Below are 24,229 nucleotides of genomic sequence, written 5' to 3' on the forward strand. Positions count from 1 at the left end.
AGTCTAATTGAGAATACTGCGACGGCAGAATTCAACTGCCTCGGCACGGACATCCCTGCGTTCCGGCCAGTAAAGCTGCATTCTGGTCAGACCGAAGATAATGGTCATAACCACTGTGGCATTCTCTTCCACAGCCACGTCTTTAATAACACCTTTCTTGATCCCGAGCCTGATGCAGTCTTCAAGGATCAGCTCAAGGTTCTTCAAGAACACAGCCATCAGCCGCTTGGAAGAATCCAGCAACCCGTAGGTGGAAAGCATGATTTTCATGTCGATTTCATTGGCTTCCACAAAGGTAAAATACTCATTCATGATCTCTTCAAGAGTGCAGTCATCACGATCCAGCTTCTGACGGACTGCCTCAATATAGTATGAAAACTGTTCCTCAAGGGCACCCAGAATGTGCAGCAGGATATCTTCCTTGCTTTCAAAATGGCGATAAATGGTACCTTCAGAAATATTGGCCATTTTTGCCAGATTGGCAGTTGTGGCCTTGTGGAAACCCACCTCTGAAATCATTTCCTTGGCTGTTGCGAGAATGATATCCTTGGTTTTCATTCTACGGTCTCCCTTGGGCGGACATTAGCCCATGTTCGATCATTAAAAAATATTTTATCAGACTTTTGTCGGATTACTAACACGCTCTCTAAACTGTATTAATTACCCCATGCAAGAGACAAGGTCAACCAGACTCGATTGACAAAAACTGATAGAAAACTTATTTTGAATAGACAAATCCTATGAGGAGGAAATAATGGTTGAAATTACCGAAGCTGCGCAAAAACAGCTTGAAAACTATTTTGCAGATAAAGACAGGACCCCCATCCGCATCTACCTTGCCACTGGTGGCTGAGCTGGCCCCAGGCTGGCATTGGCTCTGGATGAGTCAAAAGATAACGATGAGAACTTTGAAGTAGAAGGTTTCACCTTCCTGTTAGATAAAGACCTTAACGAACAGGGCAGCCCTTTCCGTGTTGACCTCAGCTACACCGGTTTCGTAATCGATTCCAAGCTTGAGCTCGGCGGCGGTGAATGCGGTTCCTGCTCTGGAAGCTGCGGTTAATTCGCAGCTTGGGATAAGGCTATAAGCCTTACCCCGAAAGCGTTAACCAGACAGTTCAAGCCTTTCAAGGCTTTAAGGCCGTCTCTTCGGAGACGGCCTTTTTTTGTCACCAAATCGCAACAAATTTATTTTGCAGATACCCGGAACAAAAGGTAAGCTTGTATCCCTCTTGACTAGCAGAGTGGAGTTTTTAAGTGAGAAAACGGGAAAAAATTCAGGGGATATTTTCAGCCCAGACTCTGGGCGTAATCGGAACGGGAACGACCAAGAAAAAGACTAAACAGACCACATACTGGTACGCGGAAGAGCAGGACAACGGAGTCCTGAAAGTTCAGGCCATCAATACCAACTACATCCCCACCGGACCGCAGGTGGCTGTGGAGATGGAGATGTTCCTGAGCGACTATCATCCTGAACCGGAACTGTATGTGAAAAAGGTCATCCCCAATCTGAAGAAGCTGGAAAAATCCATCTCCTTAGGCGAAAGCCACCGGGAAAACGGCGAGACCTACAGTGCCGAGTACGAATTCAACAAGGCCATGAGTCTTGATGAAATGAACGTGCGCGTGAATTTCGGGCTGGGCCTGACCTATCTTGACCGCGGGGAGATGGACCGGGCGGATAATATCTTTAAAAGACTTATCAGTCTGGACAGCAGCTTTGAACCGCAGCACAAACACCTCTTCAATGAGTTCGGCATATCCCTGCGCAAAAGCGGCATGCTCCAGCAGGCCCTTGACTACTACCTGAAAGCAGAACATCTGGTACAGGAAGACGAAAACCTGCATTTAAATATTGCCCGGGTCCATTTTGAACTGGGCGAAATTAAAGCCTGCCTCGAACACCTGCGCTCGGCATTGCGTTTAAATGAGAAACTGGAAGAAGCCTGCGTTTTCCTGAATTTCCTGAAAGGCAAAGGGTTTATTGAAGAATGCACGCTGGATCAGGTGATAAAGAAAACTGCCGATGACAAAGAAACCCTTGAATCACTTATTAAAAACGGCCTGAACACAAAGATGGAAGCGGCAGTACCGAAAGAGCCTACAAAAACGATAAAAACAGAAAGAGCGAAAAGCAGATCCGTTACCGAGGACTTGAATTTCATATAATTACAGGCGGATCAATCTACTCGCGGCATCTCTGAATCCATCTATCCTGTATATCCCCGATCACCCCGCGCCTCTGCAGCACATCGTAAGCCTCCTGCCAGCGGCGAATCGTTGCGGAGTCAGTTGATTTCGAAAAAGCCAGATACATTTTTACACTGCGGAAAGTAAATACCGGAACAGTTTTCTCCCGCAACTCATCGTTCTTTTCAAGAATGGATTTTATGCCGATATTTGAAGTAACTACAAGATCAATTCTACCACGTAAAAGCTTTTTAAAATTTATATCCTGACTGTCCGTGATTTCAAGATTGGAAAACCCCTGCCCCTGCAGAAATTGAGTCCGGGCATCTTTTCGGTAGCACCCGATACCGTTAACCTTTTTGGCTTCCTCAAGACTCTTCACCTTAACCCCGCCTTTAAGGCCGTAAAAAACCCATTTATAGCAGGCAATTGGACCGACCCAGTGAAAGAGCTCTTCGCGCTGCTCAGTCCGTGCGGTGGAAAAAAGCATTACATCAGGATGGTTGCTTACATATTTATAACCGCGTGCCCAAGGCATAACTTCAACCGGACTTTCACAGCCGATCTCCTTTTTCATAGCTTCAACAATTTCAATGCCGAACCCTTTCAGGCTGCCGTCCGCATCTTCAAAAACTGAAGGGCTGCTGATCTCGGTGAGAATCCTCAAGCCGCAATCATTTGCCAGCCCGGACTGCGCCGTACCCCAAAGCATCAACAAGCTAATAAAAAGAATACCTGAAAACCGCTTCACTGCTCTCCGTCCCTTGGTTTTACTGAATATACAGACCATTAATATAACCTGCTTGAGCCTTAAAAACAACCGCATCCTTAAAATCAGATTCAATCCAAATAAAAAAGCCGGAAACAGGTCAATCCTGTTTCCGGCTTTGAAATCCAACCTGAAAAGAAACTACTTCGTAGCCCACTCGGACATGAAATCTTCAGGACCGACCACCGTGTAGCTGCGCTCCTGAAGAGCTGCCACGATGGGGGAAGCGTCATCGGTATCAACACGCACAACCACCATCCTGCGGTTGTTGTGGTGAAAAAGACCGGTGCTGATGATGTTGTACTTCATGTTGGAAATGATCCCGGCCACTTCATAGAGCACTCCGGTCCGTTCCTCCACATCCACAACAATACGGGAGCCGCCCTGCTTGAGGCCCATTTCCTCCACCAGCAGTTCCAGCATCTTGTTGCGGTTGATGTAGCCGATGAGCTTTTTATTCTCATCCACAACAGCCAGCCCGGAGAGGTTCATTTCAAACATGAGATCAGCTGCGGCTTCAATCTCGGTTTCCGGCGGGATAGTGGTAATGGTCTTGCGCACCACTTCACGAACGGTGAGTTTACTGAGAAGATAGCTGAGTTCATGCTTATCAAGCGAGTTGATCACGGAAGGCAGAGCCGCACGGACATCCTCTTTGGTGACATAGCCCACGAGGTCTTCGCCCTCTTTGACTAGAAGCATCCACAACTGATTGTCTTCCAGAATTTTGTCCGCTTCCTTGATCAGGGTGTCAGGGGTCACGGTCACAAAGTCCTTGAGCATTTTCAGTCCCACATACATCTGCATGTCCTCCAGAGTCCGGAAATTGTCCGGTGCGTAAAATGTTTAATTGAAATACCCACACCCCATACCCAAGCTTTCATCCACTTGCAAGGCATGGCTGTATAAGCGTGTGTTTTTTACATTATCATAATGCTCACAGAAAGCACTCCATCATTTGTCTGATGCGCCACTATTATTAACCATGCCACAAAACTTGTAGATTTATGCGCTAATCCACCTTGCCCCTGATAATTTTTTGAGTTAGTCCAAAATCCATGCACGAAATGTCAATAGCGCAAAGTATACTTGCAATCATTGAAGAGGAAATGGAAAAGCAACCCGGTGCCAGCCTCAAAAGAGTTGTGGTAGGTAACGGTGCGCTTGCGGGAGTAGTCTCCGATGCACTCACTTTCGGCTGGGAAGCGGTTACCATGGGAACCCCCCTTGAAGGGTCTGTTCTTGAAGTAAACGAGATCCCCATCAAAGTCCGCTGCGGCGGGTGCAAACACGAATTTATCCCTGAAGACAAACTCTACATGGCCTGTCCGGAATGCGGTCTGGAAATCGGTCATGAAGTTCTTCAAGGCAAGGAATTGCAGATCGAAAGCATCGAGATTGACGATTAACTTAAGGAGTTGGAAATGGGTGAAATCCCTGTGGTACGCAATATTCTGGAAGCAAATGACAGAATTGCCGATGAACTGAAACAGTTTTTCAAAGAAAAAAACATTCTCTGCCTCAACCTGATGAGCTCCCCCGGGTCCGGTAAAACCAGCCTGCTGGAAAAGACCCTCGCCGATCTCAAGGGCGAATTCAAGATGGCCGTAATCGAAGGCGACCTCCAGACCGATAACGACGCGCGACGCGTTGCCGCTACCGGAGCACAGGCCGTTCAGATCAACACCGAAGGCGGCTGCCATCTCAACTCCAGCCAGGTAAAGGAAGCCCTTTCCCTAATCGATATCGAAGGACTCGATATCCTGTTCGTTGAAAACGTGGGCAACCTCGTATGTCCCGCAGAATTCAATGTCGGTGAAGACCACAAAATCACCCTGCTGACCGTGACCGAAGGCGACGACAAGCCCGAAAAATATCCCCTCATGTTCCACATTTCATCGGTCATGATCCTCAACAAAATCGACCTGCTGCCCTACGTGGATTTCGATCTCGAAAAAGCCAAGCAGCATGCGCGCAAGCTCAACGCAGACATCGACCTCTTCCCCCTGTCCTGCCGCACCCGCGAAGGACTCGAAGACTGGTACGAATGGCTCCGCAAAGCCCGCGATTCTAAGAAATAATTTTGTCTCCGACGGCTGGGGAAGGGGAACTTTTGGAAAAGTTCCCCTTCCCCAGACCCCATCCCCTCAAAACTTTTCGGGTTGCTTCGCATATAGCGCATTAAAACGGTCTTCGAAGAGAACGACAACAAAGCCTACTAAAACGTTTTGGGATTCTTAAACCCTTTTGGAAAAGGGTTTAAGCCGCCAGAGGCGAAAATCTTTATATAAAAAGCGCGAAGCGCATCAAAACCAGCTCCGCAGGACCCTCGGAGAGCCGCCGGAGGCATTCCAATGAAATTCCCCAGTAATCTGCCTTGCTCTGCAGTTCTTGACTCGTTGGCAGACGGGGTCTTTACGGTTGATAGGGACTGGAACATAACTTTTTTCAACGAAGCGGCCAGCCGGATCACCGGGATTCCTTCGGAGGAAGCCGTGGGTTCAAAATGCTGGGACGTTTTCCACTCCAGCCTATGCGATGGTGATTGCGCCCTCAGATCCTGCATGAAAGATTGCGGCCGCATCTCCAACAAATCCATATTTTTCATACACGCTGACGGACGCAAAGTTCCGGTCTCCATCAGTGCCGCACCGCTGGTTGATGCTGACGGGCACTTGATTGGCGGCGTGGAAAGCTTCCGCGACCTGACCGACATCCAGATGATCCGCCGTGAGGTGGAGGAATCATACCGTTTTGAAGATATTATCGGCAAAAGCGCACAGTTGGGTAAAATTTTCGCCATCCTGCCGCAGGTCAGCAAAAGCGAAGCCACAGCCCTGCTGCTGGGTGAATCAGGCACAGGTAAGGAACTCTTCGCCCGGGCAATCCACAATTTGAGCGAACGCAAGCACGGTCCCTTTGTGGCCGTAAACTGCGGTGCCTTGCCGGACAACCTGCTTGAATCGGAATTATTCGGTTACAAAGCCGGGGCTTTCACCGATGCCCGCAAGGACAAAGCCGGACGCTTTGAACTGGCTGCGGGCGGAACCATCTTCCTTGATGAAATCGGGGATATGCCCGCCAAACTGCAGGTCAAGCTGCTGCGCGTGCTGCAGGAAAAAACCTTTGAACCGCTGGGCGCAGTGGAAAGCGTGAAGGCCAATGTACGCATTGTGGCCGCCACCAACAAAAACCTGGCCGAACTGGTTGAGGAAGGTAAATTCAGGCAGGACCTTTACTATCGCCTGAATGTGGTCACCCTCAAACTGCCTGCACTCAATGAGCGCGTGGAAGACATCCCGCTGCTGGTCAACCACTTTGTGAACAGGCTCAACGCCCTGCAGGGCAAAGACATTGACGGCATCTCTGAGGACACCCTGCACATCCTCATGCGCCACCCCTTTCCCGGAAATGTACGCGAACTGGAAAACATCCTTGAATTCGCTTTTATCCTCTGCCCCTCGGGGTTCATTCAGGTGGAACACCTGCCTGAATACCTGCAGCCCAAGTCCAAAGAATCTACTCCCCATGATGACATGCCCATGACCATGGAGGAAGTAAAGTGCATGGCCGTGCGCCGTGCACTTGAGCGCAACAACGGCAAAAAGATGGCCACTTGCCGCGAACTGGGTATTTCCAAAGACACCCTGCGCCGGACCATTGCCCGTTGCGACGAACTGGGCGCATAATTAGCCCAAACCTCACAAATTTCGGCTAAATTTGAGCCGAACCACCGCTCCCCATTCAGTCCCCATTTCGCACAAGACCTTGAATTAACTGACCTTTATTTTCATGGCACAGACTATGCCTTATGGTTTTCCATGAGAGGAAACGAAGGACGCAATACTAATTCAAAGCTGCTTTGTTTGGCCTGTTATGAAGACAGGCTGGCCTCTGTATTTGACAATGCCCCGGATCTGAAATTGTTCCGGGTGGAAGACCATAAAATTTGCCCCGCAGGTTACCTATCCCTTCCCTCAAAAGACCCAAAGGACAGGACATCCGCCATTATAGCCTGCGGGGCAACGTTTTTAATATGCGGTGCAATCTGCGGTTGCACCATGAACGAGCTGGAACAGGCCGGAACCAAGGTCATCCCGTGGATAAGCGGAATGATTGACGATGTTCTCTCGGCCTATCAACAGAACTGTCTGGAAAACCATGTCATGCCCGGTTGCCGCGGCAGGGGCAGGTGCGGACAGGGAAACAGGGGCTTCAGGGCCAGACGGCCCCCCCAGAATGCTATGCATGCCGGCGAACCGTCCTTGAACCCAGTGCACAGGAGTAAATAAAATGAAAATCGCCATCAGCTGTCAGGGCAACGACCTTAACGGTGAAATCGACCCCCGCTTCGGCCGCGCAAAAGGCTTTCTGGTCTGCGATACCGATGCCGACACTCAGGAATACATTGACAACACCCAGAACCTGAACGCAGCACAGGGTGCCGGAATTCAGTCCGCACAGAACGTTGCTGCCACCGGTGCCACTGCGGTCATCACCGGACATGTGGGCCCCAAGGCTTTCACTGCGCTGGATAAAGGTTCCATCAAGATTTACCTCATCGGCGGCGGCACTGTTGCCGAAGCTCTTGACGCCTTCAAGGGCGGCAGGCTTGAAGCTGCTGCAGACGCGGACAAACCCGGCCACTGGTAGGAATTTCTACATCCCGTTCAGTCATGCCTTTTCTCCTCTCCCTTGCTCTGCGGGCATGACTGAACATTCCCGGCCATTGACAAGTCAGGTTCACGTCTTAGTTTACCATGAAATGTCTACAGTAACAGATTGCTAAGATCTGTTTTTTTATAATGACAACCCCCTCTTTTCTACGAGGGGCAGGAGATTGATATATGAGCGATCACGCATGCGGAAGCTGCTCTTCCTCCGGTTCCGGTTGTTCTTCTTCCGGTTGTTCTGAAGGCTGCAGCCCCGAAGATATGAAACTGAAAAAGGCCCTTTCCAGAATCAAACACAAAATCGTGGTGATTTCCGGTAAAGGCGGCGTAGGTAAAAGTACCGTAGCAACCAACATCGCAGTGGCCCTCTCCCTTGCCGGGAAGCAGGTCGGTCTGCTTGATGTTGACGTGCATGGTCCAAGTGTTCCCCGTCTGCTCAGCCTGCAGGACGAGAAGCCGCATATCGGCCACGAAGTTATCGAGCCCATCTCCTGGTCCAGCAACCTCTGGGTCATGTCCCTCGGCTTCATGCTGCCCAGCAAAGATGATCCGGTTATCTGGCGCGGCCCGGTAAAAATCGGCCTGATCAAACAGTTCGTACAGGATGTTGCCTGGAACGACCTTGATTTCCTCGTTGTGGACTGCCCCCCCGGAACCGGTGACGAACCCCTTTCCGCACTGCAGACCCTCGGTCAGGATGCCCACGCAGTTATCGTAACCACCCCGCAGGGCGTGGCTGTTGATGATGTGCGCCGCTCCGTGAACTTCTGCAAGCAGGTCGGCAACCCGGTTCTCGGTATTGTTGAGAACATGAGCGGATTCGTCTGCCCCGACTGCGGCAACGTACATGATATTTTCAATTCCGGCGGCGGTGAAGAGCTTGCCAAGGAAACCGGCGTGAACTTCCTCGGCCGTGTTCCCCTTGATCCCGAAGTGGGCCGTTCCGGCGATGAAGGTTACCCCATCATCCGCACCGACCATGAAAGCCCCACCGGAAAGGCACTGAACACTATCATCAAGCCCATGCTGAATCTCACCGAAACTCTGCAGGAAAACAACGAAATGCCCAAAGCTGAAGAGCTTCAGGGCAAAAACGGCATGATCAGAATCGCAGTTCCCGTTGCAGCAGGCAAACTCTGCATGCATTTCGGCCACTGCGAACAGTTCGCTCTCGTGGATGTGGACGTTGCCTCCAAGGGCATCGTAGCCACCAACATGGAAACTCCCCCGCCCCACGAACCCGGCGTACTTCCCAAATGGATCGCCGAGCAGGGCGTACAGCTGGTACTGGCAGGCGGCATGGGCTCTCGCGCCCAGTCCCTGTTCACCGACGCAGGCGTGAAAGTCATTGTCGGTTCCCCTGCTGAAGCACCTGAAAATGTTGTTTCCAACTACCTCGCAGGCACCCTCCAGACCGGTGCGAATACCTGCGATCACTAGTCCTTTAGTGGACGACTAAAAGCCATAAGTACATCTACCTGTACATGCCTCGATTCGAAACAGCCTGCGGGATATCCTGCAGGCTGTTTTGCTTTTTGGGTCCTGATATGTAAAAGTTCACTCCTTATCACCCAGACTTAGTACAGCAGGAGCAAAATATGATTTTAGGCATTGAAGGCAGTCCGCGTAAAAAAGGAAATTCCCACAAGATGATGGAAACAATTCTGGCCGGAGCTTCAGGACAGGGCTGTGCTACGACCGGAGTCCATCTGCGGGATTTAAAATATGACCCCTGCGTGGGTTGCGAAATCTGTCGCAAGGAAAAAGCCTGCAAACGGTTTGAAGACGACATGACCGACCTTTATCCTCAAGTCGAAGAAGCAAAAGGGCTGGTGCTCATCTCCCCGGTGCATAACTATAATGTAACCTCATGGATGAAAGCTTTCATCGACCGCATGTACTGTTATTACAATTTCGAGGACACCCGACCCCGGGCATGGTCCAGCAGATTGTCAGGGCAGGGCCGCAAGGCGGTAATCGGTGCCATTGCCGAGCAGGAAGAAAAGATCAACATGGGCTTCACCATTGAGGCCATGCGCATGCCCCTTGAGGCTTTAGGCTATGAAATCGTGGAAGAACTTCCGGTGCTGCGTTTATTCGACCGCGGTATAATTGTCGAGCATCAGGAAATTATCGACCGGGCCACCAATGCGGGAATCAAGCTGGCAAAAGCTATTTCAGGTCAATAATATCCTGCACCGCGATATGTCCGTCACGAAAAGTGGAGATGATCACATCTTTGTCCGGGTCGCCGTTGTTGTTGTAGGCAAAAGTCCCGGTCACCCCGTGGAAGGGCGGCATATCCACCAGTGCATCATGAATTGATACGGGGTTATCCGTCCCGGCAATTTTTGCTCCGGCGAAAAGGCTCATTACTGCGTCATAGGTCAGGGCTTCGAGTTCGCTGGGATCGACCCCGTTTTTCTTTTTGTAATCCTTTTCAAATTCTGCTGCCCCTTTAATGGGCAGTCCCGGAATCCAGTGGTCAGTGTAGTAGCTGTTTTTGAAAAGCTCATTACGCTGCAATTCAATGGGATCCCATGAATCACTGCCCATGAGAATTCCTTCAAATCCCATTTTACGGGCCTGCGCCACCTGCAATTGAACCTTCTTGGTGTTGTTGGGCAGGAAAAGGATTTGAGCACCGGATTCAACGATCTTCTTCAGCTGAGCGGAAAATTTACGTTCTCCGGCAGCATAGCTTTGAAATGAAACAACCCTGCCCCCGCCCTTAATATAGTCCTCTTTGAAAAAGCGGCCCAGCTCGGAACTGTACGGACTGCCCGAATCAAATAACACTCCCACATCTTTCTGGCCCAGATCCTTTTTTGCAAAAAGGGCCAGAGCCTCGCCCTGCACGGTGTTGGTGTAGGAAACACGGAATGAATATTTAAAAGAAGTAAGCTTGTTGGTTCCGGCCACCGGGGTGATGAAAGGAACCTTATGTTCCTCGCACACCTCAGCTACTGCCAGAGCAACCTTGCTGGACGCAGCACCGACAATGGCAGAGACCTTTTCCTTCTCAATCAGCCGCCGGGTCACTTTTGCGGCGATTTCAGGTTCGCCGTTACTGTCCGCAGGAAACAGCTTAACCTTGTAGGACTGTCCGCCAAGCTCCAGTCCGCCGTCTTTGTTAATCTTGTCTGCGCCGTAGCGGGCAGCGGTAATGATGTAATTCCCTTTTCTGAACAGTTCCCCGCTGGTAACCGCCACCACCCCGACCTTGAACTTCCCGTCAGATTTCCTATCCGAGCATCCGACGCAAAAACTCAGTAACAAGGCTGACAAAAGCAAAACCAGAGCAAACCTGTACATATTCATGGAATTCTCCATCATTAATTTCAAAAACAAAAGGCGGCCCGCAGACCGCCTCTTACCCCACAGCTAGATACCCGCCATGCAGTTGTAAAGCTCTTCGCTCACCTCGATGCGGACGATGCCGTCTTCGATGTAAACGCGGATATTGTTTTCAGGAATCAGGGCCATATCCATGGCCACGTCCACCCATTTGCTCCTGAGTTCTGCCGGATCAACATCCTTAAGCGGATGACTTTCTGCTACTTTCCAAGACATGTTATATCTCCCGTTTTTTATTTTTTGTATGTCCTCGGATTCATTCCCAGAAGACAAAAAATTTCATACGTAATGGTTTGCCACCACCCGGCCAGCTCTTCCGCGCTGATACGCCCTTCGCCTTCTCCGCCAAGCAGATAGGCGGCATCGCCGAATTTCACATCCTTGATGTGACTGACGTCTACAATACACAGCTGCATGCAGACCCGGCCCAGAATCGCGGCCCGCTGCCCGTGGATGCAGACCTGCCCGGCATTGGAAAGTCCGCGGCTGTAGCCGTCTGCATATCCGGCGCAGACAATTGCCACGGTCATATCCCTCTCCGCTGTATAGGTACAGCCATAGCTGATGGCCTGTCCTTTTTTCAATTCCCGCACAGCCGCAACTTTTGTACGCACCTGCATGGCGGGCTTAAGTTCCGCACCGGACTCACTCCACTTGGTCCCCGCCAGCGGATTGGAGCCGTAAAGGGCGATTCCACCGCGCTGGGCTGAATAATGCACCTGATCGTGAACCAGAATTCCGGCTGAGTTGGCGAGAGAAGCTTCCAGCTCATACCCCGCATTGGCAAGACGCTGCAGAATATTCGAGAAGGTCTCCGCCTGTGCGGACATATACCCTTCGTAAGCCGGATCATCAGAAGTGGCAAGGTGTGAACTGGCCAGCACCGGACGCACTTCCGGGTTGGCCTTCAGCCAGTCAATGAGCTTGTCCAACTCACGGACACTGAAACCCAGCCGGGACATGCCGGTATCAAACTTCAGGCTGATATCGACCTTGCGCCCCTGTGCGGAAACAACCCCGGACAGCATTTCCAATTGTTCAAATTCGCCGATAAAAGGAATTATTCCGTTCTGTGCGGCATTAAAGCAATCTTCCTCGTTAAGGGGACCAAGCAGGGAAAGAATCCGTTTGCTGCAGCCTGATTTGCGCAGCTGCATCCCTTCGCCCACAGTGCCCACGGCAAAAGTATCCGCTCCCTCTTCCTCAAGGGCGCGGGCAACTTCGACCAAACCATGTCCGTAAGCATCAGCCTTGACCACGCCATAAACTTTACTGCCCTTCTCGCAGAGCAGCCGGTAGTTATGGCGGATGGCATTTAAATCAACTTCAACTTCAAGTGCATTATATTCGATAGTCATTGGAGACTCCGGTTGAGATTGAGACTGGCTATTTGCGTTTGAAAAGTTTTTCCATTTCCAGCGCGGACCAGCTGACCAGCACCGGGCGACCGTGGGGGCAATACTCACGTTGCGGGCATTTGACCCATGCTTCAAGCAGCGAGAGAGCCTCATCCACCGCCAAAGCCAGATTGGCCTTAATGGCTGATTTGCAGGAAAGCATGATCCAGAGGTCTTCGAGGGTCTTGGCCTGTCCGTCCACGGCAGCCTTTAAGTACTCCCTTGCCTCCCCGGTTTCAAGGCCCGGAGGAATACCGCGCATGGAAAGAGCCTGCCCGGATTCCAGCTCCAGCATGAACCCGGCAGCCTGCAGATCCTCCCACATTTCCTGCACCCGCTGCACCTCGCTGGGGTGCAGCACCAGATCAATGGGCAAGGCAAGCGGACGGGACTCGCCACGAGTGCGCAGGCTGCGCATATTCTCGTAGATAACCCGCTCATGGGCCGCATGCTGGTCCAGCAGACCGAGCGAACCGTTGGGCAACTTGAGCACCAGATAGGTGTCGGCCACCTGACCCAGATATTCAATGCGTGAGCCGGGAACATAAATAGGACCGGTTGCGGAAGTCGGCAGCTGTTGCGGCTTAGGATCAGGAATGCGCACATCTTCCGCGCGGTAATCCATGGGCCGCTCATGAACCATGTCCGACTCACTGCGTTGTTCTGCGGTCGGTGACGGGCTGAAACCGGCAGGTTCCGTAAAATCAGAGGCACAGGCAGTAGAGCGGACTTCCGGCTCATCATCAAGAGCCGTGAAATCCGTATTCTTAAACTCGTTCCAGCTGGAAAATTTTGCAGCAGGCTCAATGGGCAGGGAGACACTTTCCGATAACTTCTTTTCCTGTGCAGCCGGGCGGACCGGGATTTCAGGCTGCCCGTCAAAAGAACTCTCACCCTCCACAATGCCCAGCTCATAGCGGGACAAGGCCTGCCCGATACCGTTACGGATGATGCCGAAGACCGCCCTTTCGTCTTGAAAGCGCACTTCCAGCTTGGCCGGGTGCACGTTCACGTCCACCAGTTCCGGGGGCAACTCCAGAAAAAGCACCGCCTGCGGATACTCGCGGGAAATCAGCCTGCCCTTGTATGCACCGCGAACGGCACTGAGCAGAAGTTTATCCTGCACCGGACGGCCGTTGACGAACATGACAATGCGGTCCCCGCGCCCTTGGGCCAGACCGGGAATTCCCGCGCAGCCGTGCACCTTCATTTCCCCGGCTTCATGGGAAAATTCAAGCAGGGATTCGCAGATATTGCGCGGCCAGAAAACAGCCAGACGTTCGGGCAAAGACTGTCCCGCAGGTAGCCGAAACTGTTCGCGCCCATTGGAAGTAAAAGAAAATCCGGCATCCACATTGGCAAGGGCTATCTTGAACATAACCTGATTGCAACGCCGGGCCTCGGTGGACTCGGTTTTCAGAAATTTCAGCCGGGCCGGGACATTAAAGAAAAGATCACGCACTTCAACGGAAGTTCCACCGGGAATGGCCGCCGGGCCTTCCTCGACCACATCCCCACCTTCCACATGGATAAACCAGCCCTCATCCGCATCCTTGCGGCAGGAACTCATCTTGAACCGGGAAACCGAAGCGATACTGGGCAAAGCCTCACCCCGGAACCCGAAACTTGTGATGGCGGAGAGGTCATCCACATTGGAAATCTTACTGGTGGCATGACGGGTTACGGCCAGTTTCAATTCATCCGCAGCAACACCGTGCCCGTTATCCTTGACCGAAATAATCCCCTGTCCGCCGCGGTCCACAGCCACATCGACCTGTGTGCTGCCTGCGTCTATGGAATTTTCAACCAGTTCCTTAACTACGCTTGAAGGACGTTCCACCACCTCACCGGCGGCAATCTGGTTGCGCAAAGATGCCGGGAGAACATGAATTTCGGGAGTGCTCATATGGATATATCTAATCTGTATTTATTTAATGTAATCGTTTTTTGTACTTGCTCTACAAACTTACAATAAGCACGGCCCCCCGTCTACCGAGACAGGGGGCCGTGAAAGAATATCTTTAATTGTTTTAAGTGCTGCTCACTTAAAACATACTCATATCAATTAAGTTGAAGTTTACGCTGTAACGTTCATCGACTGTGGTTTTGGAAGCAACGAATTCCATGAAGAAACACTGATGGTTCCAGCCCACGGAAGCAGTCTTTTCGAGGTCGCGGTCAGAATTGAGGTCGGCCCGGAACTTACCGCCCACCTGAAAGTTCCAGGGCAGCTTGGCTTTCATGCCGTAGCTGACAATCTGCATGTCGCTATCCTGCTGACGTTTGTACTCGTCGATCTTGCGCAGGTAGTCATAGCCGAGTGAAAATTCCGCATATTCATCATAAAAGAGCCTGAGGATATTTTCATGCTCAGTGATATCTCCGATATAAGGCGAAAGCCATGTACGGGAAGTCAGGTTCACAAAGTTGTACGGGGTGACTATGATCTCAGCCATGAAATCCGAGAACGGACGGCGTTCGTATTCGCTAAGCTCAATGGAGCGGTTTTCCTCATCAATGTCGTAGCCCTGTTCAAGTCGGACACGCAGAAATTCAAGGTAGTCATTTTCCAACACCGGATTGCCGTCCTCACCCAAAGCCACGGTGGCCCGGTTACGGTCAAACACGTTGGTCAGTGAGAAGACAACATCGTTCTGCTCGGAAATACGGTCACGGGAATCAAAATAAGGCAGCTTGGCCTGACTTGCGGAATCATCCTGCACCCATGAATATTCAAGGCGGGGGATGACATTATGTTTCATGCGGGTCCACCCGGACTGCCCCACATTTTCCTTACTGACAACAGGTGCTGATTCCAGATCAAAAACACGGTAAAAATCAGTAACTGCGCTCACTCCGGCATCGGCAAGGATACGGGTCTGACTTGAATCACGGCTGACTTCGGCACTTGCATTCTGAAAAGAACTTACAAGGTAATTGGTAGCCCTGATTCCGGCGCGGGGGATGAAAGTGATCCCACCTGCACGCACAGGCATGCTGAACTGGGGTTTAATATCAAAACGCCCACCGGTCATGCCGTATTCACGCCAGAAGTAGCTGCCCTGAAATTCACCTTCCCACTCAATGGGGGTCCCGAAAAAATTATCCTTGAATGCGAAGGCTGAAAGCTGCGGCATTGTCTGCAGAGTCGGGTCCTGAGTGGAGGGATTGTTGCCATTGCGGTAAAGCAGATTTTCCGTATACTGCGCAAAGGCTGAAACGGAATATTTATCCCAGCTTCTGGCTAAAAGCGCAGTACTGGTTCTTTCATTGGAGTCCGCAGTGGCAATATCACGACCAAACTCTTCAAGAAAATCATTGCGGGTTGCCTCATAGCCGTTGGAGCCGGAACGAAATTCACGCAGGTAATCCTGGTCAGAAACAAGGTCCATATCAAAGATTGTCTGCCAGTCGGGATTACCGAGATAGCCGTCATACTTGGACCTGATCCACCAGCGGTTCTGGTTTGGACGACTCATTGTGTCGCTGAAGGAGTAGCTGGCATCAGCAGGATCGGAGTAACTTTTACTGTCGTACAACCAGTCGGCACGCCATGAACCTTTACTGTTCACATCCTCGGAATGGCGAAATTCCACACCGGGCCTGAAACCGCGCTTGCTCAGGTATTCCGGGTAAAAAGTCATGTCCATCTCGTCATTGATGGCCCAGTAGAACGGCAGATTAATCCTGTTGCCGAGACGATTTGAGTTACCGATCTCAGGATTGAGCACACCTGACTGACGCTCACGCTGCACCGGAAGTTCCATGTACGGAGTGTATGCAACCGGAACGCCTTTCACGTTGAACTTGGAGTGCCAGAGCCTTGCATAACCGTTGATGGTAATGTCCCCCTCTCCGGACTCAAAGGACCAGAGGGGATTTTCCCCCTCACAGGCAGTCACCTTTACATCTTTAAAGCTGTAGGTGGCTCCGTTGTGCTTCTCAATGAACTCACTTTCAAAATATATATGGGGCTTGGCAACAAAAACGCGGCCCTTTTTCAGCCATCCGACCATGTTGTTGAGATCGAATTCAGCTTCAGCCGCATCGTAAAAGTCGCCCTTGATCTGCGCTTTCACATTACCGCGCAGGTAAATCCATTTGGTGGCCTGATAAAAACGGGCAAAATCAGCTTTGATGTAGTTGTCGCCACTGCGCAGGGTAACATCGCCGTAAGCCTGAAGATACTCGCTGTCGCTTTCCACAACGAGCTTATCCGCGGCGAACTTCCACTGCTCACCCTTCTGCTCCGCGCCAGTACTGTCGGTCATGGGCACAGTCATCTGCTGCTGCGCAAAAGCCATGCACGGCAGACAGAGGAGAAGTAAAACTACAAATATGGCGAACCTTGATTTCAAAACAACCTGCCCTTTAGTTCTTTAGGTAAGGATCTTCCTGAGCCAGATAATTCTGCACATAATCCTTGGCCGCATCTTCAAGGGAAGTAAACGGCTTATCGTATCCGGCGGCCACCAGCTTATCCATATTGGCCTGGGTAAAATACTGGTATTTATCGCGGATGGTTTCCGGCATCTCAATGTAGCTGATATTCGGGTCCACGCCCATGGCAGCGAAAACGGACTTTGCAAGTTCGTTCCATTCACGGGCCTGCCCGGTGCCGATGTTGAAGATACCGTTTGCGTCCGGGTTCTGCAGGAACCACCACATCACGTCCACGCAATCCTTGATGTAAACAAAGTCACGTTTCTGTCCGCCGTGGGGGTATTCCGGCTTGTAGGACTTGAACAGCTTCATCTCCCCGGTTTCACCGATCTGGTGAAAAGCCTTGCAGATAACGCTCTTCATGTCGTCTTTATGGTATTCGTTAGGTCCGAATACATTGAAAAATTTAAGGCTGACCAGCTTATCCAACACACCGCCGCGCTTGGCCCAGAGGTCGAAAAGCTGCTTGGAATAGCCGTACATGTTCATGGGCTGCAACCGGTCAATGCCCTCATGACCGTCATCAAAGCCGAAGCGGCCGTCACCGTAGGTGGCGGCACTTGAAGCATTGATGAAACGCACATCATGATTAAGGCAGAAACGGCAGAGCATCTGGGTGTAGCGGTAGTTGTTTTCCATAAGGAAATCAGCATCCTGCTCCGTAGTGGAGGAACAGGCACCCATGTGGATTACGGCATCGGTTTCAAAGGGATCATCCCCTTCGAGGATAAGCTTGTAGAACTGATTCCTATGGACATAATCCTCATAACGAAGATTAACCAGATTCTTCCATTTATCAGTCTTGGCAAGGTTATCGACAATAAGAATATCGTCAATTCCCATCTGGTTCAGTTTCCAGACCATGGCACTGCCGATAAATCCGGCGCCGCCAGTCACAATATACATATATCAGTTCTCCAGCTATTTTAAACAGATATGAACATCTATTAATACTATCACACAATATAAGTTGCCGGATGTTACTTATTTTTCTGACACTTTTCAACTACAATTGAGTAAAAAGAACCGATTTACGGCAATAATCAAGTAAAAATTTTATTTCAACATTACTTCATATTCAATTAAACTTTTTCACAATAAAACCAACTTCAGAAATAAAGAACCTTTGTTACAAACAACAAAAAGAACGCCATTTTCACATTCAGCACACATCCCGCACTGCCATTTAATATTACGCCCCTTCTTTTTAGTCTTGCTTCATATTTTCTTCATGTTATATTTATTTACACATCATTTATATTATGATTTTTTCTAGACTTTGTTTACAATCGTTATTTAAATTCAGCCATACACAGAAATCCATCTTCTTTTCAACACTCTAAAGACAAGGACGGCCATGACATATTCTGTAAAAGAAATCCTGCATCTCGAAGTATCTCCGGCACTGGGCTGCACCGAGCCGGTAGCCATTGCCCTTGCCACTGCTGCTGCAGCCTCGGTCATGCCCGAAAAACAGCCGGATAAAATCGAAGTCTGGGTTGATCCCAATATATATAAAAACGGGCTGGCAGTTATCATCCCCGGAACAGGCGGGCTGAACGGCCTCGATACAGCAGCTGCCCTTGGTGCGCTTTACGGTGATCCCGCATTGGGGCTGGAAGTTCTTGAACCGCTCAACGAGACCTCAACCAAAGAAGCCTGCAAATACAAAGAGAGCAACCCCGTAACTGTAAACCTGCTCGAAAACAGACACGGCATCTATGTACGGGCACTGCTCAGCTACGGCAAAAGCAGTGTGGAAACAATCATTGAAGGCGTACACGACAATATCATTTCCCTGACCCTTGACGGTAAACCGGTCAAAGATTCTGCGCTGGTTAAAACCCAGCAGGCCCAGAAAACAGACATGTCCAGACTTGAGGACTATATAAAAACCCTCTCCCTTTCCGAACTTGTGGACATGCTCAGCGAACTGGATGAAGAAGACTTCGCATTCCTTCAGGAAGGCATTACCTACAACATGCGCCTTGCCGACCACGGCCTGAAGCACGGCTCCGGGCTGGCCGTGGGGGCCACTCTTGAAAAACTGGCCCGCATGAAAATTCTCAGCCGGGACATGATTCTGGCCGCACGCATTGTCACTTCGGCAGCTTCAGATGCCCGCATGGGCGGCATCAAACTTCCGGCCATGAGTTCCGGGGGGTCCGGTAACCATGGCTTGACTGCCATTCTGCCTATCCATGCTGTCAGCGAATATGTAGACTGCTCTGAAAAAACCATGCTCGAAGCCATTGCCCTGAGCCACCTTGTCACCGCCTACGTGAAGGCGCAGACCGGGCGGCTATCCGCTGTATGCGGATGTTCTGTTGCAGCCGGAGCCGGAGCAACCGCCGGAATAACCTATCTCATGGGCGGCACCCCGGCCCAGATGTCCGGGGCCATCACCAACCTCACCGAGGACCTTGCCGGGATCATCTGCGACGGAGCTAAATGCGGCTGCGCACTCAAGCTGGCCACTGCCGCAGGAACAGCTGTGCAGGCCGCGCTGTTCGCCATCCACGGTGTAAACGTCCATTCCACAGACGGCATTATCGGCGCGTCCCCCGAGCAGACCATGCAGAACATCGGCACCCTCAGCACGCAGGGCATGATTGACACGGACCGAACCATCCTGAAAATCATGCTTGAAAAACACTTTGCCGGCACGGAAAACTGAAAAGACATGGAAAAATAATACAAAACTATTGATTAAGGTCTGCCAATACCTTAATTTTAATTGAGTAAAAATTGCTACCAACAACCGTCAACCCAATTACCGGAGGACTTTCATAATGCATAGCAGAAAAGTTGTTTTAACCCTGACAGTTGCCTTAGTCGCTCTTCTGGCCTTCGGCTCTATGGCCTTTGCGGAATCCAGAATTGTACTCAAACCCAAAGTTGATGCCTTCGCATATTTCGTAGACACCTCTCCGTCCATGTCCCAGTCTTACGGCTCCACCGGCAACCCTAAAATCATTGCCGGACTCAACGCCTTGAAAAGACTGAACAACGTTGTTCCCGAGCTGGGTTACGACTCTGCTCTTTACGCCATGCCCGACTTTGCGACCTACGCTCCCAAATCAATTTTCAGCAGATCAGCCATGGCTAAAGGACTCGCTTCCGTACCCAGCGACCTGCCTTTCTTCCAGTCCACCCCCATGGGCGAAGGCTTTGAAGATCTTGATAATGCAGTCCAGAACTGGCAGGGCAAATTCGCGGTAATCTTTGTTTCCGACGGTCTGTCCAACAGCGGACGCAGCCCCATCCGTGTTGTTTCCGACATGGCTAAAAAATACGGTGACCGTTTCTGCCTGCACGTCATCAGCGTTGCCGACACCGCGAAAGGCAAGTCCAACCTGAAGCGCATGGCCAGCCTAACCCCCTGTGGTGTTTATGTTGACGCCACCGCCCTCGCAGACAAAGCTGTTCTCGATAAATTCGCGCAGGACGTATTCTACACTCAGGAAGAAGAACTCATCGTTGAAGTAATTGAAGAAGTAGTAATCACCCCGGTAGTTCCGGTTCAGGAAAAAATCGTTTTCCGCAACTTCAACTTCGGTTTCGACAAATACCAGATCACTGATGAAATGGTTCCCGCACTGACCGAAGCAGCTGCACTGCTCGACGAATTCCCCAACCTCAAGGTTCTGGTTGGCGGACACACTGACTCCTCCGGCTCCGAAGCATACAACCAGGGCCTCTCCGAGCGCAGAGCCAGGGCCGTTGCCGACTGGCTGGCAGCAAACGGTGTTGCTCCTGAACGGTTGCAGGTAAAAGGCTACGGCGAACTGAACCCCAAGTATGACAACAAGACCAAAGAAGGACGCAAGCTTAACCGCCGCGTTGAAATCGACGTAGAAGACTAGAAGTCTCGACAATAAAAAAGGGTGGAAGGATAATTCCTTCCACCCTTTTCTTAATTTGGAGTACCTGATGAAACTTGCCCGCAAGCTTTTGACATCACTTTTTATCTGCCTGCTGCTCTGCGCAACGGCATCCGCCTCACAGCCCGGAACACCGCAGGAACTTGCTAAATTTAAAAATTTCGCCATCGGCTGGGTGGTCAAGCTGAACAAAAGCCACATCAAAGGATTCAGCCGCATGGAGATTCTCCCGCAAAAGGACGGCAGCTATCTTGCCCGCTATCACGCCATTTCACCCGACACTATATCCTGCAAAGTAAAAAGAACCAGTGCCAAGTCCAAAGGCATGGTCGGCTTGCTCAAATACATTGAGACCATCTACGAAAGCACCGGAAAAAACCCGCAGGAAGCACGGGCCAACAAATTCAAACCCGTAAAAAATATCCGCATCACTGAAATTTTCAGCAACTCCGGCAAAGGCTGGCGTTAAAGGCAGCCTTCGGCGACCCTGCCGGGGGCCTTAAACCCTTTTGAAAAAAGGGTTTAAGAATCCCAAAACTTTTTAGTAAGCTTCGCATATAGAGCGGCAAAACAGCTTTAAAAATATGAACGCAATATCTTGATTGATATTGCGTTTTTCTATTTGAAAGCTGCCTAACCAAACTGTCTGCGAAGCTTACTAAAAAGTTTTGAGGGGATGGGGTCTGGGGAAGGGGAACTTTTCCCAAAAGTYCCCCTTCCCCAGCCGCCGGAGGCAAACAAAAACGGCCCCCTTACGCAAAAGCGGAAGGGGGCCGTTTAATTTATTTACGATAATCTTACTTGAATCGTTCGACCAGCTGACTCAGTTTTTCAGCCATTTCCGCCACTTCCTGAATATTGGAGTTGGCATTCTGAATACCTTCGGACAAGGCCTGCGAAAGACTGTTGATTTCGGTGACGCTGTTGTTGATCTCGTCACTGGTGGCAGTCTGCTGCTCGGCAGCTGTTGCAATAGCCCGGACCATATCGGCAATGGTTTCACTTTCGTTTACGATCTGATCAAGAACACCGCCTGCTCCTTCGGCCATCTGCACGGAGTTTTCAACTCTGCCCTGTACGCCGCCCATCTCGGACACCACCTGATTGGTGGACTGCTGAATGAGGGAGATGGCACTTTCAACTTCGTTGGTAGCACCCATGGTTTTTTCTGCCAGCTTGCGGACTTCGTCGGCAACGACTGCGAAACCGCGTCCGGCCTCACCGGCACGGGCTGCTTCGATAGCTGCGTTGAGTGCCAGCAGGTTGGTCTGGTCGGCAATATCGTTAATCACGGACATGACCTCGCCGATATTAATGGCCCGCTCCGAAAGGTCGGCCAGCATACCGGAAAGCTTTTCCGTGGTTTCGGTAACAATATGAATTTCTGAAACAGTGTTGCTGACCACCTGTCCACCGTCACGGGCAACGGAATTGGCCCTGTCGGAAGCTTCGGCGGTTTCGCTGGTATTCTGGGCAACCTCAAGCACTGTGGCGTTCATTTCTTCCATGGCGGTGGCGACCTGTCCGGTCTGCATGGCAGTGGTATCAACACCTGAAGTAAGCTCATTCATCTGCTGCGAGAGCTCTGTGGTGTAGGAAAGCAGATTCCTTGCCACTTCAGTCACCTCGTTCGCAACTTCAAGCAGAGCTTCCTGCTGCTGCTCAATATGCTTACGATTGGCCTCCTCTTCAGTGAGATCAATTGTCACCGCGATGGCTCCGACAGTCTCATTTTCGGCATTAAGCAAAGGTGAAACCTGATAACGCAACGGGAATTCCACCCCGTCTTCCCTTTCATATCTTAGCAACCCTCTGGGCTTTGCTCCGGATGTTATGGACTTGCCTTCACTGCGGAAAATATCTCCCACAGGCTTGCCGAGCACATCAGACTCAGTCTTGCCGAGGATTTCGAGCAAACGACCATTGATGAAGTCAAACCTGTCCTCGCCGTCAGTCACGAACATAGGTACATTAATGCCGCTGAGCACACCACGGTTGTAAACCAGCTGATCCTTGATCTGCCGGGCCATTTCACCGAGGTTATCCCCAAGCAGACCAAGCTCGTCACAGCTGTCCACATCAAACTTCGCATCAAGGTCACCCTGTGCGAAATCACTGGTCGCACCGGAGATAATCTGGATGCGGTTCACAATAGACCTGCGCATGAAGAACAGGAGAGCTGCGAGCAGGGAAATGAATCCGCAAAAAGAAAGTGCCGCCCCTTTAAACTGGGAGGCATGGAAAGTTGCGAACTGATGCGAAACATCCTGCACCATGACCAGTGAACCGAGAACCGGCTGTCTTCTGCCATGGCAGTGGTAGCAGCCTTTTTCGTTTTTGATTGTCTCCACCTCAACAAAAACTTCCCTGCCGTTAATTTCGGAAAGAAGTCCGTCTTTAAGGGGATTCTTAAGGCTGTTCGCAATAATGGAATTTATATCCTTATCACGAATTTTATCTTTGATGTCGGAACGGATATCACCGGTATTAGTGGAGTAGGTGATGTTGCCCTTAAAGTTGGTCAGGTAAATCTCAACATCTTTATATTTTTTGGAAACAGTAGCGAATTTTTCAGTTGTTGCACGGTTATCACCCTTTGCCATGGGCTCACGGATGGCCAACTGCAGCATGTCCGCAGTTTTATAGGCATTACTTTCAATCTCTTCCATCATGGTATTCTGCTGCCAGAAAGAGTTGGCAAGGAAGAGGATAATAAAAGCAGTGGCCGTAAGCAAAGAGGTCAGGACCATAACTTTGTTGCCGAGGGAAGTCTTGATAAAATTCATACCCGCCTCCCTAGTGCGCACCGCCGAAAATCAGCGGCTTGTAGTTAAAGTTATTGACCCTTTCCGCATTGTGGCAGACTTCGCATTCTTCGATGGTCATTTTGAGTTTGATCAATTCAGGATCACCGTCTTCCACATGCAGGGAACCGGGACCATGACAGACTTCACAACCGGCATCGGCAAGGTGGGGGGTCTCTTCAAAAGAAGTAAAACCGCCGGGCTTCCCATATCCGGTAGCATGACAGACAAAACATTCCTTCAGTTCATCGGCATCGAGATCTGAAGCCATTATCTTCACGCTTTTAGCGGAATGGGCTTTTTTGGAAAATTTTTTATAGTTGCGGTATTCCACTTCGTGACATTCTTCGCATGCCTCAGACCCCACGTATACAGCCGAATCGGTTATCCCGTATCCGGCCAGCGCACAGCTGTAAACAACAATGACCGCAACAAACACCCCTATTCGCACGGCAAAACCTCTTCCCATCATAATTACCCCATTGTTTTGACAGTCCCTATCACCAAACAACCCCAGACACCACTTCCGTATACATTATGGCCGTCCCACTCTCAGATTCGGTCTCGAACTATATATATGTACTCCTATTTGAATACCTTTTTTTAATATAGAAGTGAAGTACAATTTAACATTCTGACAACCAACAGTAACAAGAACACAACATTTGGTTTTAAACCAACTCAGTTATAAACCACCTCAAAACTTGTC

Annotated in this window: 23 protein-coding genes; 12 read left to right on the plus strand and 11 right to left on the minus strand. The window is 50.5% G+C overall.

Annotated elements, in window-relative coordinates; all coding sequences use genetic code 11:
- Positions 1-3: 3 nt before the first annotated feature.
- Positions 4-558, minus strand: coding sequence for a TetR/AcrR family transcriptional regulator (locus tag FMR86_RS08165; RefSeq protein WP_163350607.1), 555 nt, complete (start codon positions 556-558; stop codon positions 4-6).
- Positions 559-754: 196 nt separating this feature from the next.
- Between FMR86_RS08165 and FMR86_RS20550 the strand changes: the two genes are divergently transcribed.
- Complete coding sequence (locus FMR86_RS20550; protein ID WP_239057179.1) at positions 755-1,063, plus strand: IscA/HesB family protein; 309 nt, start codon at positions 755-757, stop codon at positions 1,061-1,063.
- A 194-nt stretch (positions 1,064-1,257) separates the two neighbouring features.
- Entirely contained in the window at positions 1,258-2,172 is a 915-nt protein-coding gene (locus FMR86_RS08180; RefSeq protein ID WP_163350609.1) for a hypothetical protein, read from the plus strand.
- Between the two features lie 16 nt (positions 2,173-2,188).
- Here FMR86_RS08180 and FMR86_RS08185 read toward each other — a convergent pair whose 3' ends face one another.
- Together FMR86_RS08185 and FMR86_RS08190 are read right to left on the minus strand one after the other, a co-directional pair.
- On the minus strand, positions 2,189-2,944 hold the full coding sequence (locus FMR86_RS08185; RefSeq protein WP_373682464.1) for a substrate-binding periplasmic protein: 756 nt from the start codon (positions 2,942-2,944) through the stop codon (positions 2,189-2,191).
- Between the two features lie 159 nt (positions 2,945-3,103).
- A complete protein-coding gene (locus tag FMR86_RS08190; protein ID WP_163350787.1) occupies positions 3,104-3,763 on the minus strand; it encodes a CBS domain-containing protein in 660 nt (219 codons plus the stop codon).
- A gap of 266 nt (positions 3,764-4,029) precedes the next feature.
- Between FMR86_RS08190 and FMR86_RS08195 the strand changes: the two genes are divergently transcribed.
- From FMR86_RS08195 to FMR86_RS08225, 7 genes are all read left to right on the plus strand, one after another.
- The gene (locus FMR86_RS08195) at positions 4,030-4,371 is read left to right on the plus strand and encodes a hydrogenase maturation nickel metallochaperone HypA (protein WP_373682465.1); all 342 of its coding nucleotides are present in this window, start codon (positions 4,030-4,032) and stop codon (positions 4,369-4,371) included.
- A 15-nt stretch (positions 4,372-4,386) separates the two neighbouring features.
- A complete protein-coding gene (gene hypB / locus FMR86_RS08200; protein ID WP_163350611.1) occupies positions 4,387-5,043 on the plus strand; it encodes a hydrogenase nickel incorporation protein HypB in 657 nt (218 codons plus the stop codon).
- 273 nt (positions 5,044-5,316) lie between these two features.
- On the plus strand, positions 5,317-6,651 hold the full coding sequence (locus FMR86_RS08205) for a sigma-54-dependent Fis family transcriptional regulator (RefSeq protein ID WP_163350612.1): 1,335 nt from the start codon (positions 5,317-5,319) through the stop codon (positions 6,649-6,651).
- Between the two features lie 132 nt (positions 6,652-6,783).
- Positions 6,784-7,254 (plus strand): NifB/NifX family molybdenum-iron cluster-binding protein, encoded by a 471-nt coding sequence (locus FMR86_RS08210; RefSeq protein ID WP_163350613.1) that lies wholly within the window; start codon positions 6,784-6,786, stop codon positions 7,252-7,254.
- Position 7,255: 1 nt separating this feature from the next.
- Positions 7,256-7,615 carry a NifB/NifX family molybdenum-iron cluster-binding protein gene (locus FMR86_RS08215; RefSeq protein ID WP_163350614.1) on the plus strand — a complete coding sequence of 120 codons (360 nt, stop codon included), beginning with the start codon at positions 7,256-7,258 and terminating at the stop codon, positions 7,613-7,615.
- Between the two features lie 194 nt (positions 7,616-7,809).
- Positions 7,810-9,075, plus strand: coding sequence for an iron-sulfur cluster carrier protein MrpORP (locus FMR86_RS08220; RefSeq protein ID WP_163350615.1), 1,266 nt, complete (start codon positions 7,810-7,812; stop codon positions 9,073-9,075).
- A 158-nt stretch (positions 9,076-9,233) separates the two neighbouring features.
- Complete coding sequence (locus tag FMR86_RS08225) at positions 9,234-9,824, plus strand: flavodoxin family protein (protein WP_163350616.1); 591 nt, start codon at positions 9,234-9,236, stop codon at positions 9,822-9,824.
- Here FMR86_RS08225 and FMR86_RS08230 read toward each other — a convergent pair.
- From FMR86_RS08230 to rfaD, 6 genes are all read right to left on the minus strand, one after another.
- Positions 9,808-10,956, minus strand: coding sequence for an ABC transporter substrate-binding protein (locus FMR86_RS08230; protein ID WP_163350617.1), 1,149 nt, complete (start codon positions 10,954-10,956; stop codon positions 9,808-9,810). The genes FMR86_RS08225 and FMR86_RS08230 overlap by 17 nt on opposite strands.
- Positions 10,957-11,019: 63 nt before the next feature.
- A complete protein-coding gene (locus FMR86_RS08235; protein ID WP_163350618.1) occupies positions 11,020-11,208 on the minus strand; it encodes a hypothetical protein in 189 nt (62 codons plus the stop codon).
- 17 nt (positions 11,209-11,225) lie between these two features.
- On the minus strand, positions 11,226-12,350 hold the full coding sequence (alr, locus tag FMR86_RS08240) for an alanine racemase (RefSeq protein WP_163350619.1): 1,125 nt from the start codon (positions 12,348-12,350) through the stop codon (positions 11,226-11,228).
- 28 nt (positions 12,351-12,378) lie between these two features.
- Entirely contained in the window at positions 12,379-14,295 is a 1,917-nt protein-coding gene (mutL, locus tag FMR86_RS08245; protein WP_163350620.1) for a DNA mismatch repair endonuclease MutL, read from the minus strand.
- Positions 14,296-14,434: 139 nt separating this feature from the next.
- A complete protein-coding gene (locus FMR86_RS08250) occupies positions 14,435-16,747 on the minus strand; it encodes an LPS-assembly protein LptD (RefSeq protein WP_239057180.1) in 2,313 nt (770 codons plus the stop codon).
- A gap of 13 nt (positions 16,748-16,760) precedes the next feature.
- Positions 16,761-17,738, minus strand: a complete 978-nt coding sequence (gene rfaD / locus FMR86_RS08255) for an ADP-glyceromanno-heptose 6-epimerase (RefSeq protein WP_163350621.1) — start codon at positions 17,736-17,738, stop codon at positions 16,761-16,763.
- Positions 17,739-18,189: 451 nt separating this feature from the next.
- Here rfaD and FMR86_RS08260 point away from each other — a divergent pair, with 451 nt between their 5' ends.
- The 3 genes from FMR86_RS08260 to FMR86_RS08270 all read left to right on the plus strand — a co-directional run bounded on the left by FMR86_RS08260 (position 18,190) and on the right by FMR86_RS08270 (position 21,185).
- Positions 18,190-19,509, plus strand: coding sequence for a serine dehydratase subunit alpha family protein (locus FMR86_RS08260; RefSeq protein WP_163350622.1), 1,320 nt, complete (start codon positions 18,190-18,192; stop codon positions 19,507-19,509).
- Between the two features lie 115 nt (positions 19,510-19,624).
- Positions 19,625-20,698, plus strand: a complete 1,074-nt coding sequence (locus tag FMR86_RS20685) for an OmpA family protein (RefSeq protein ID WP_163350623.1) — start codon at positions 19,625-19,627, stop codon at positions 20,696-20,698.
- A 67-nt stretch (positions 20,699-20,765) separates the two neighbouring features.
- Positions 20,766-21,185: a hypothetical protein gene (locus FMR86_RS08270; RefSeq protein ID WP_163350624.1), complete on the plus strand. Its 420-nt coding sequence runs from the start codon at positions 20,766-20,768 to the stop codon at positions 21,183-21,185.
- A 328-nt stretch (positions 21,186-21,513) separates the two neighbouring features.
- On the opposite strand, the gene FMR86_RS08275 is transcribed toward FMR86_RS08270, so the two are convergent.
- Complete coding sequence (locus FMR86_RS08275) at positions 21,514-23,502, minus strand: methyl-accepting chemotaxis protein (RefSeq protein ID WP_163350625.1); 1,989 nt, start codon at positions 23,500-23,502, stop codon at positions 21,514-21,516.
- Positions 23,503-23,512: 10 nt separating this feature from the next.
- Positions 23,513-23,992, minus strand: a complete 480-nt coding sequence (locus tag FMR86_RS08280; RefSeq protein ID WP_163350626.1) for a cytochrome c family protein — start codon at positions 23,990-23,992, stop codon at positions 23,513-23,515.
- Positions 23,993-24,229 lie beyond the last annotated feature (237 nt).

Source organism: Desulfovibrio sp. JC010 (assembly GCF_010470675.1).
Taxonomy (GTDB): Bacteria; Desulfobacterota; Desulfovibrionia; order Desulfovibrionales; family Desulfovibrionaceae; genus Maridesulfovibrio.

Coding starts and splice junctions, on each gene's coding strand:
- FMR86_RS08275 (WP_163350625.1), bottom strand. CDS start 23,502: ATGAATTTTATCAAGACTTCCCTCGGCAACAAAGTTATGGTCCTGACC.
- hypB (WP_163350611.1), top strand. CDS start 4,387: ATGGGTGAAATCCCTGTGGTACGCAATATTCTGGAAGCAAATGACAGA.
- FMR86_RS08230 (WP_163350617.1), bottom strand. CDS start 10,956: ATGAATATGTACAGGTTTGCTCTGGTTTTGCTTTTGTCAGCCTTGTTA.
- FMR86_RS08235 (WP_163350618.1), bottom strand. CDS start 11,208: ATGTCTTGGAAAGTAGCAGAAAGTCATCCGCTTAAGGATGTTGATCCG.
- FMR86_RS08225 (WP_163350616.1), top strand. CDS start 9,234: ATGATTTTAGGCATTGAAGGCAGTCCGCGTAAAAAAGGAAATTCCCAC.
- FMR86_RS08195 (WP_373682465.1), top strand. CDS start 4,030: ATGTCAATAGCGCAAAGTATACTTGCAATCATTGAAGAGGAAATGGAA.
- FMR86_RS08270 (WP_163350624.1), top strand. CDS start 20,766: ATGAAACTTGCCCGCAAGCTTTTGACATCACTTTTTATCTGCCTGCTG.
- FMR86_RS08210 (WP_163350613.1), top strand. CDS start 6,784: ATGAGAGGAAACGAAGGACGCAATACTAATTCAAAGCTGCTTTGTTTG.
- rfaD (WP_163350621.1), bottom strand. CDS start 17,738: ATGTATATTGTGACTGGCGGCGCCGGATTTATCGGCAGTGCCATGGTC.
- FMR86_RS08260 (WP_163350622.1), top strand. CDS start 18,190: ATGACATATTCTGTAAAAGAAATCCTGCATCTCGAAGTATCTCCGGCA.
- FMR86_RS08280 (WP_163350626.1), bottom strand. CDS start 23,992: ATGATGGGAAGAGGTTTTGCCGTGCGAATAGGGGTGTTTGTTGCGGTC.
- alr (WP_163350619.1), bottom strand. CDS start 12,350: ATGACTATCGAATATAATGCACTTGAAGTTGAAGTTGATTTAAATGCC.
- FMR86_RS08190 (WP_163350787.1), bottom strand. CDS start 3,763: ATGTATGTGGGACTGAAAATGCTCAAGGACTTTGTGACCGTGACCCCT.
- FMR86_RS20685 (WP_163350623.1), top strand. CDS start 19,625: ATGCATAGCAGAAAAGTTGTTTTAACCCTGACAGTTGCCTTAGTCGCT.
- mutL (WP_163350620.1), bottom strand. CDS start 14,295: ATGAGCACTCCCGAAATTCATGTTCTCCCGGCATCTTTGCGCAACCAG.
- FMR86_RS08205 (WP_163350612.1), top strand. CDS start 5,317: ATGAAATTCCCCAGTAATCTGCCTTGCTCTGCAGTTCTTGACTCGTTG.
- FMR86_RS08165 (WP_163350607.1), bottom strand. CDS start 558: ATGAAAACCAAGGATATCATTCTCGCAACAGCCAAGGAAATGATTTCA.
- FMR86_RS08220 (WP_163350615.1), top strand. CDS start 7,810: ATGAGCGATCACGCATGCGGAAGCTGCTCTTCCTCCGGTTCCGGTTGT.
- FMR86_RS08215 (WP_163350614.1), top strand. CDS start 7,256: ATGAAAATCGCCATCAGCTGTCAGGGCAACGACCTTAACGGTGAAATC.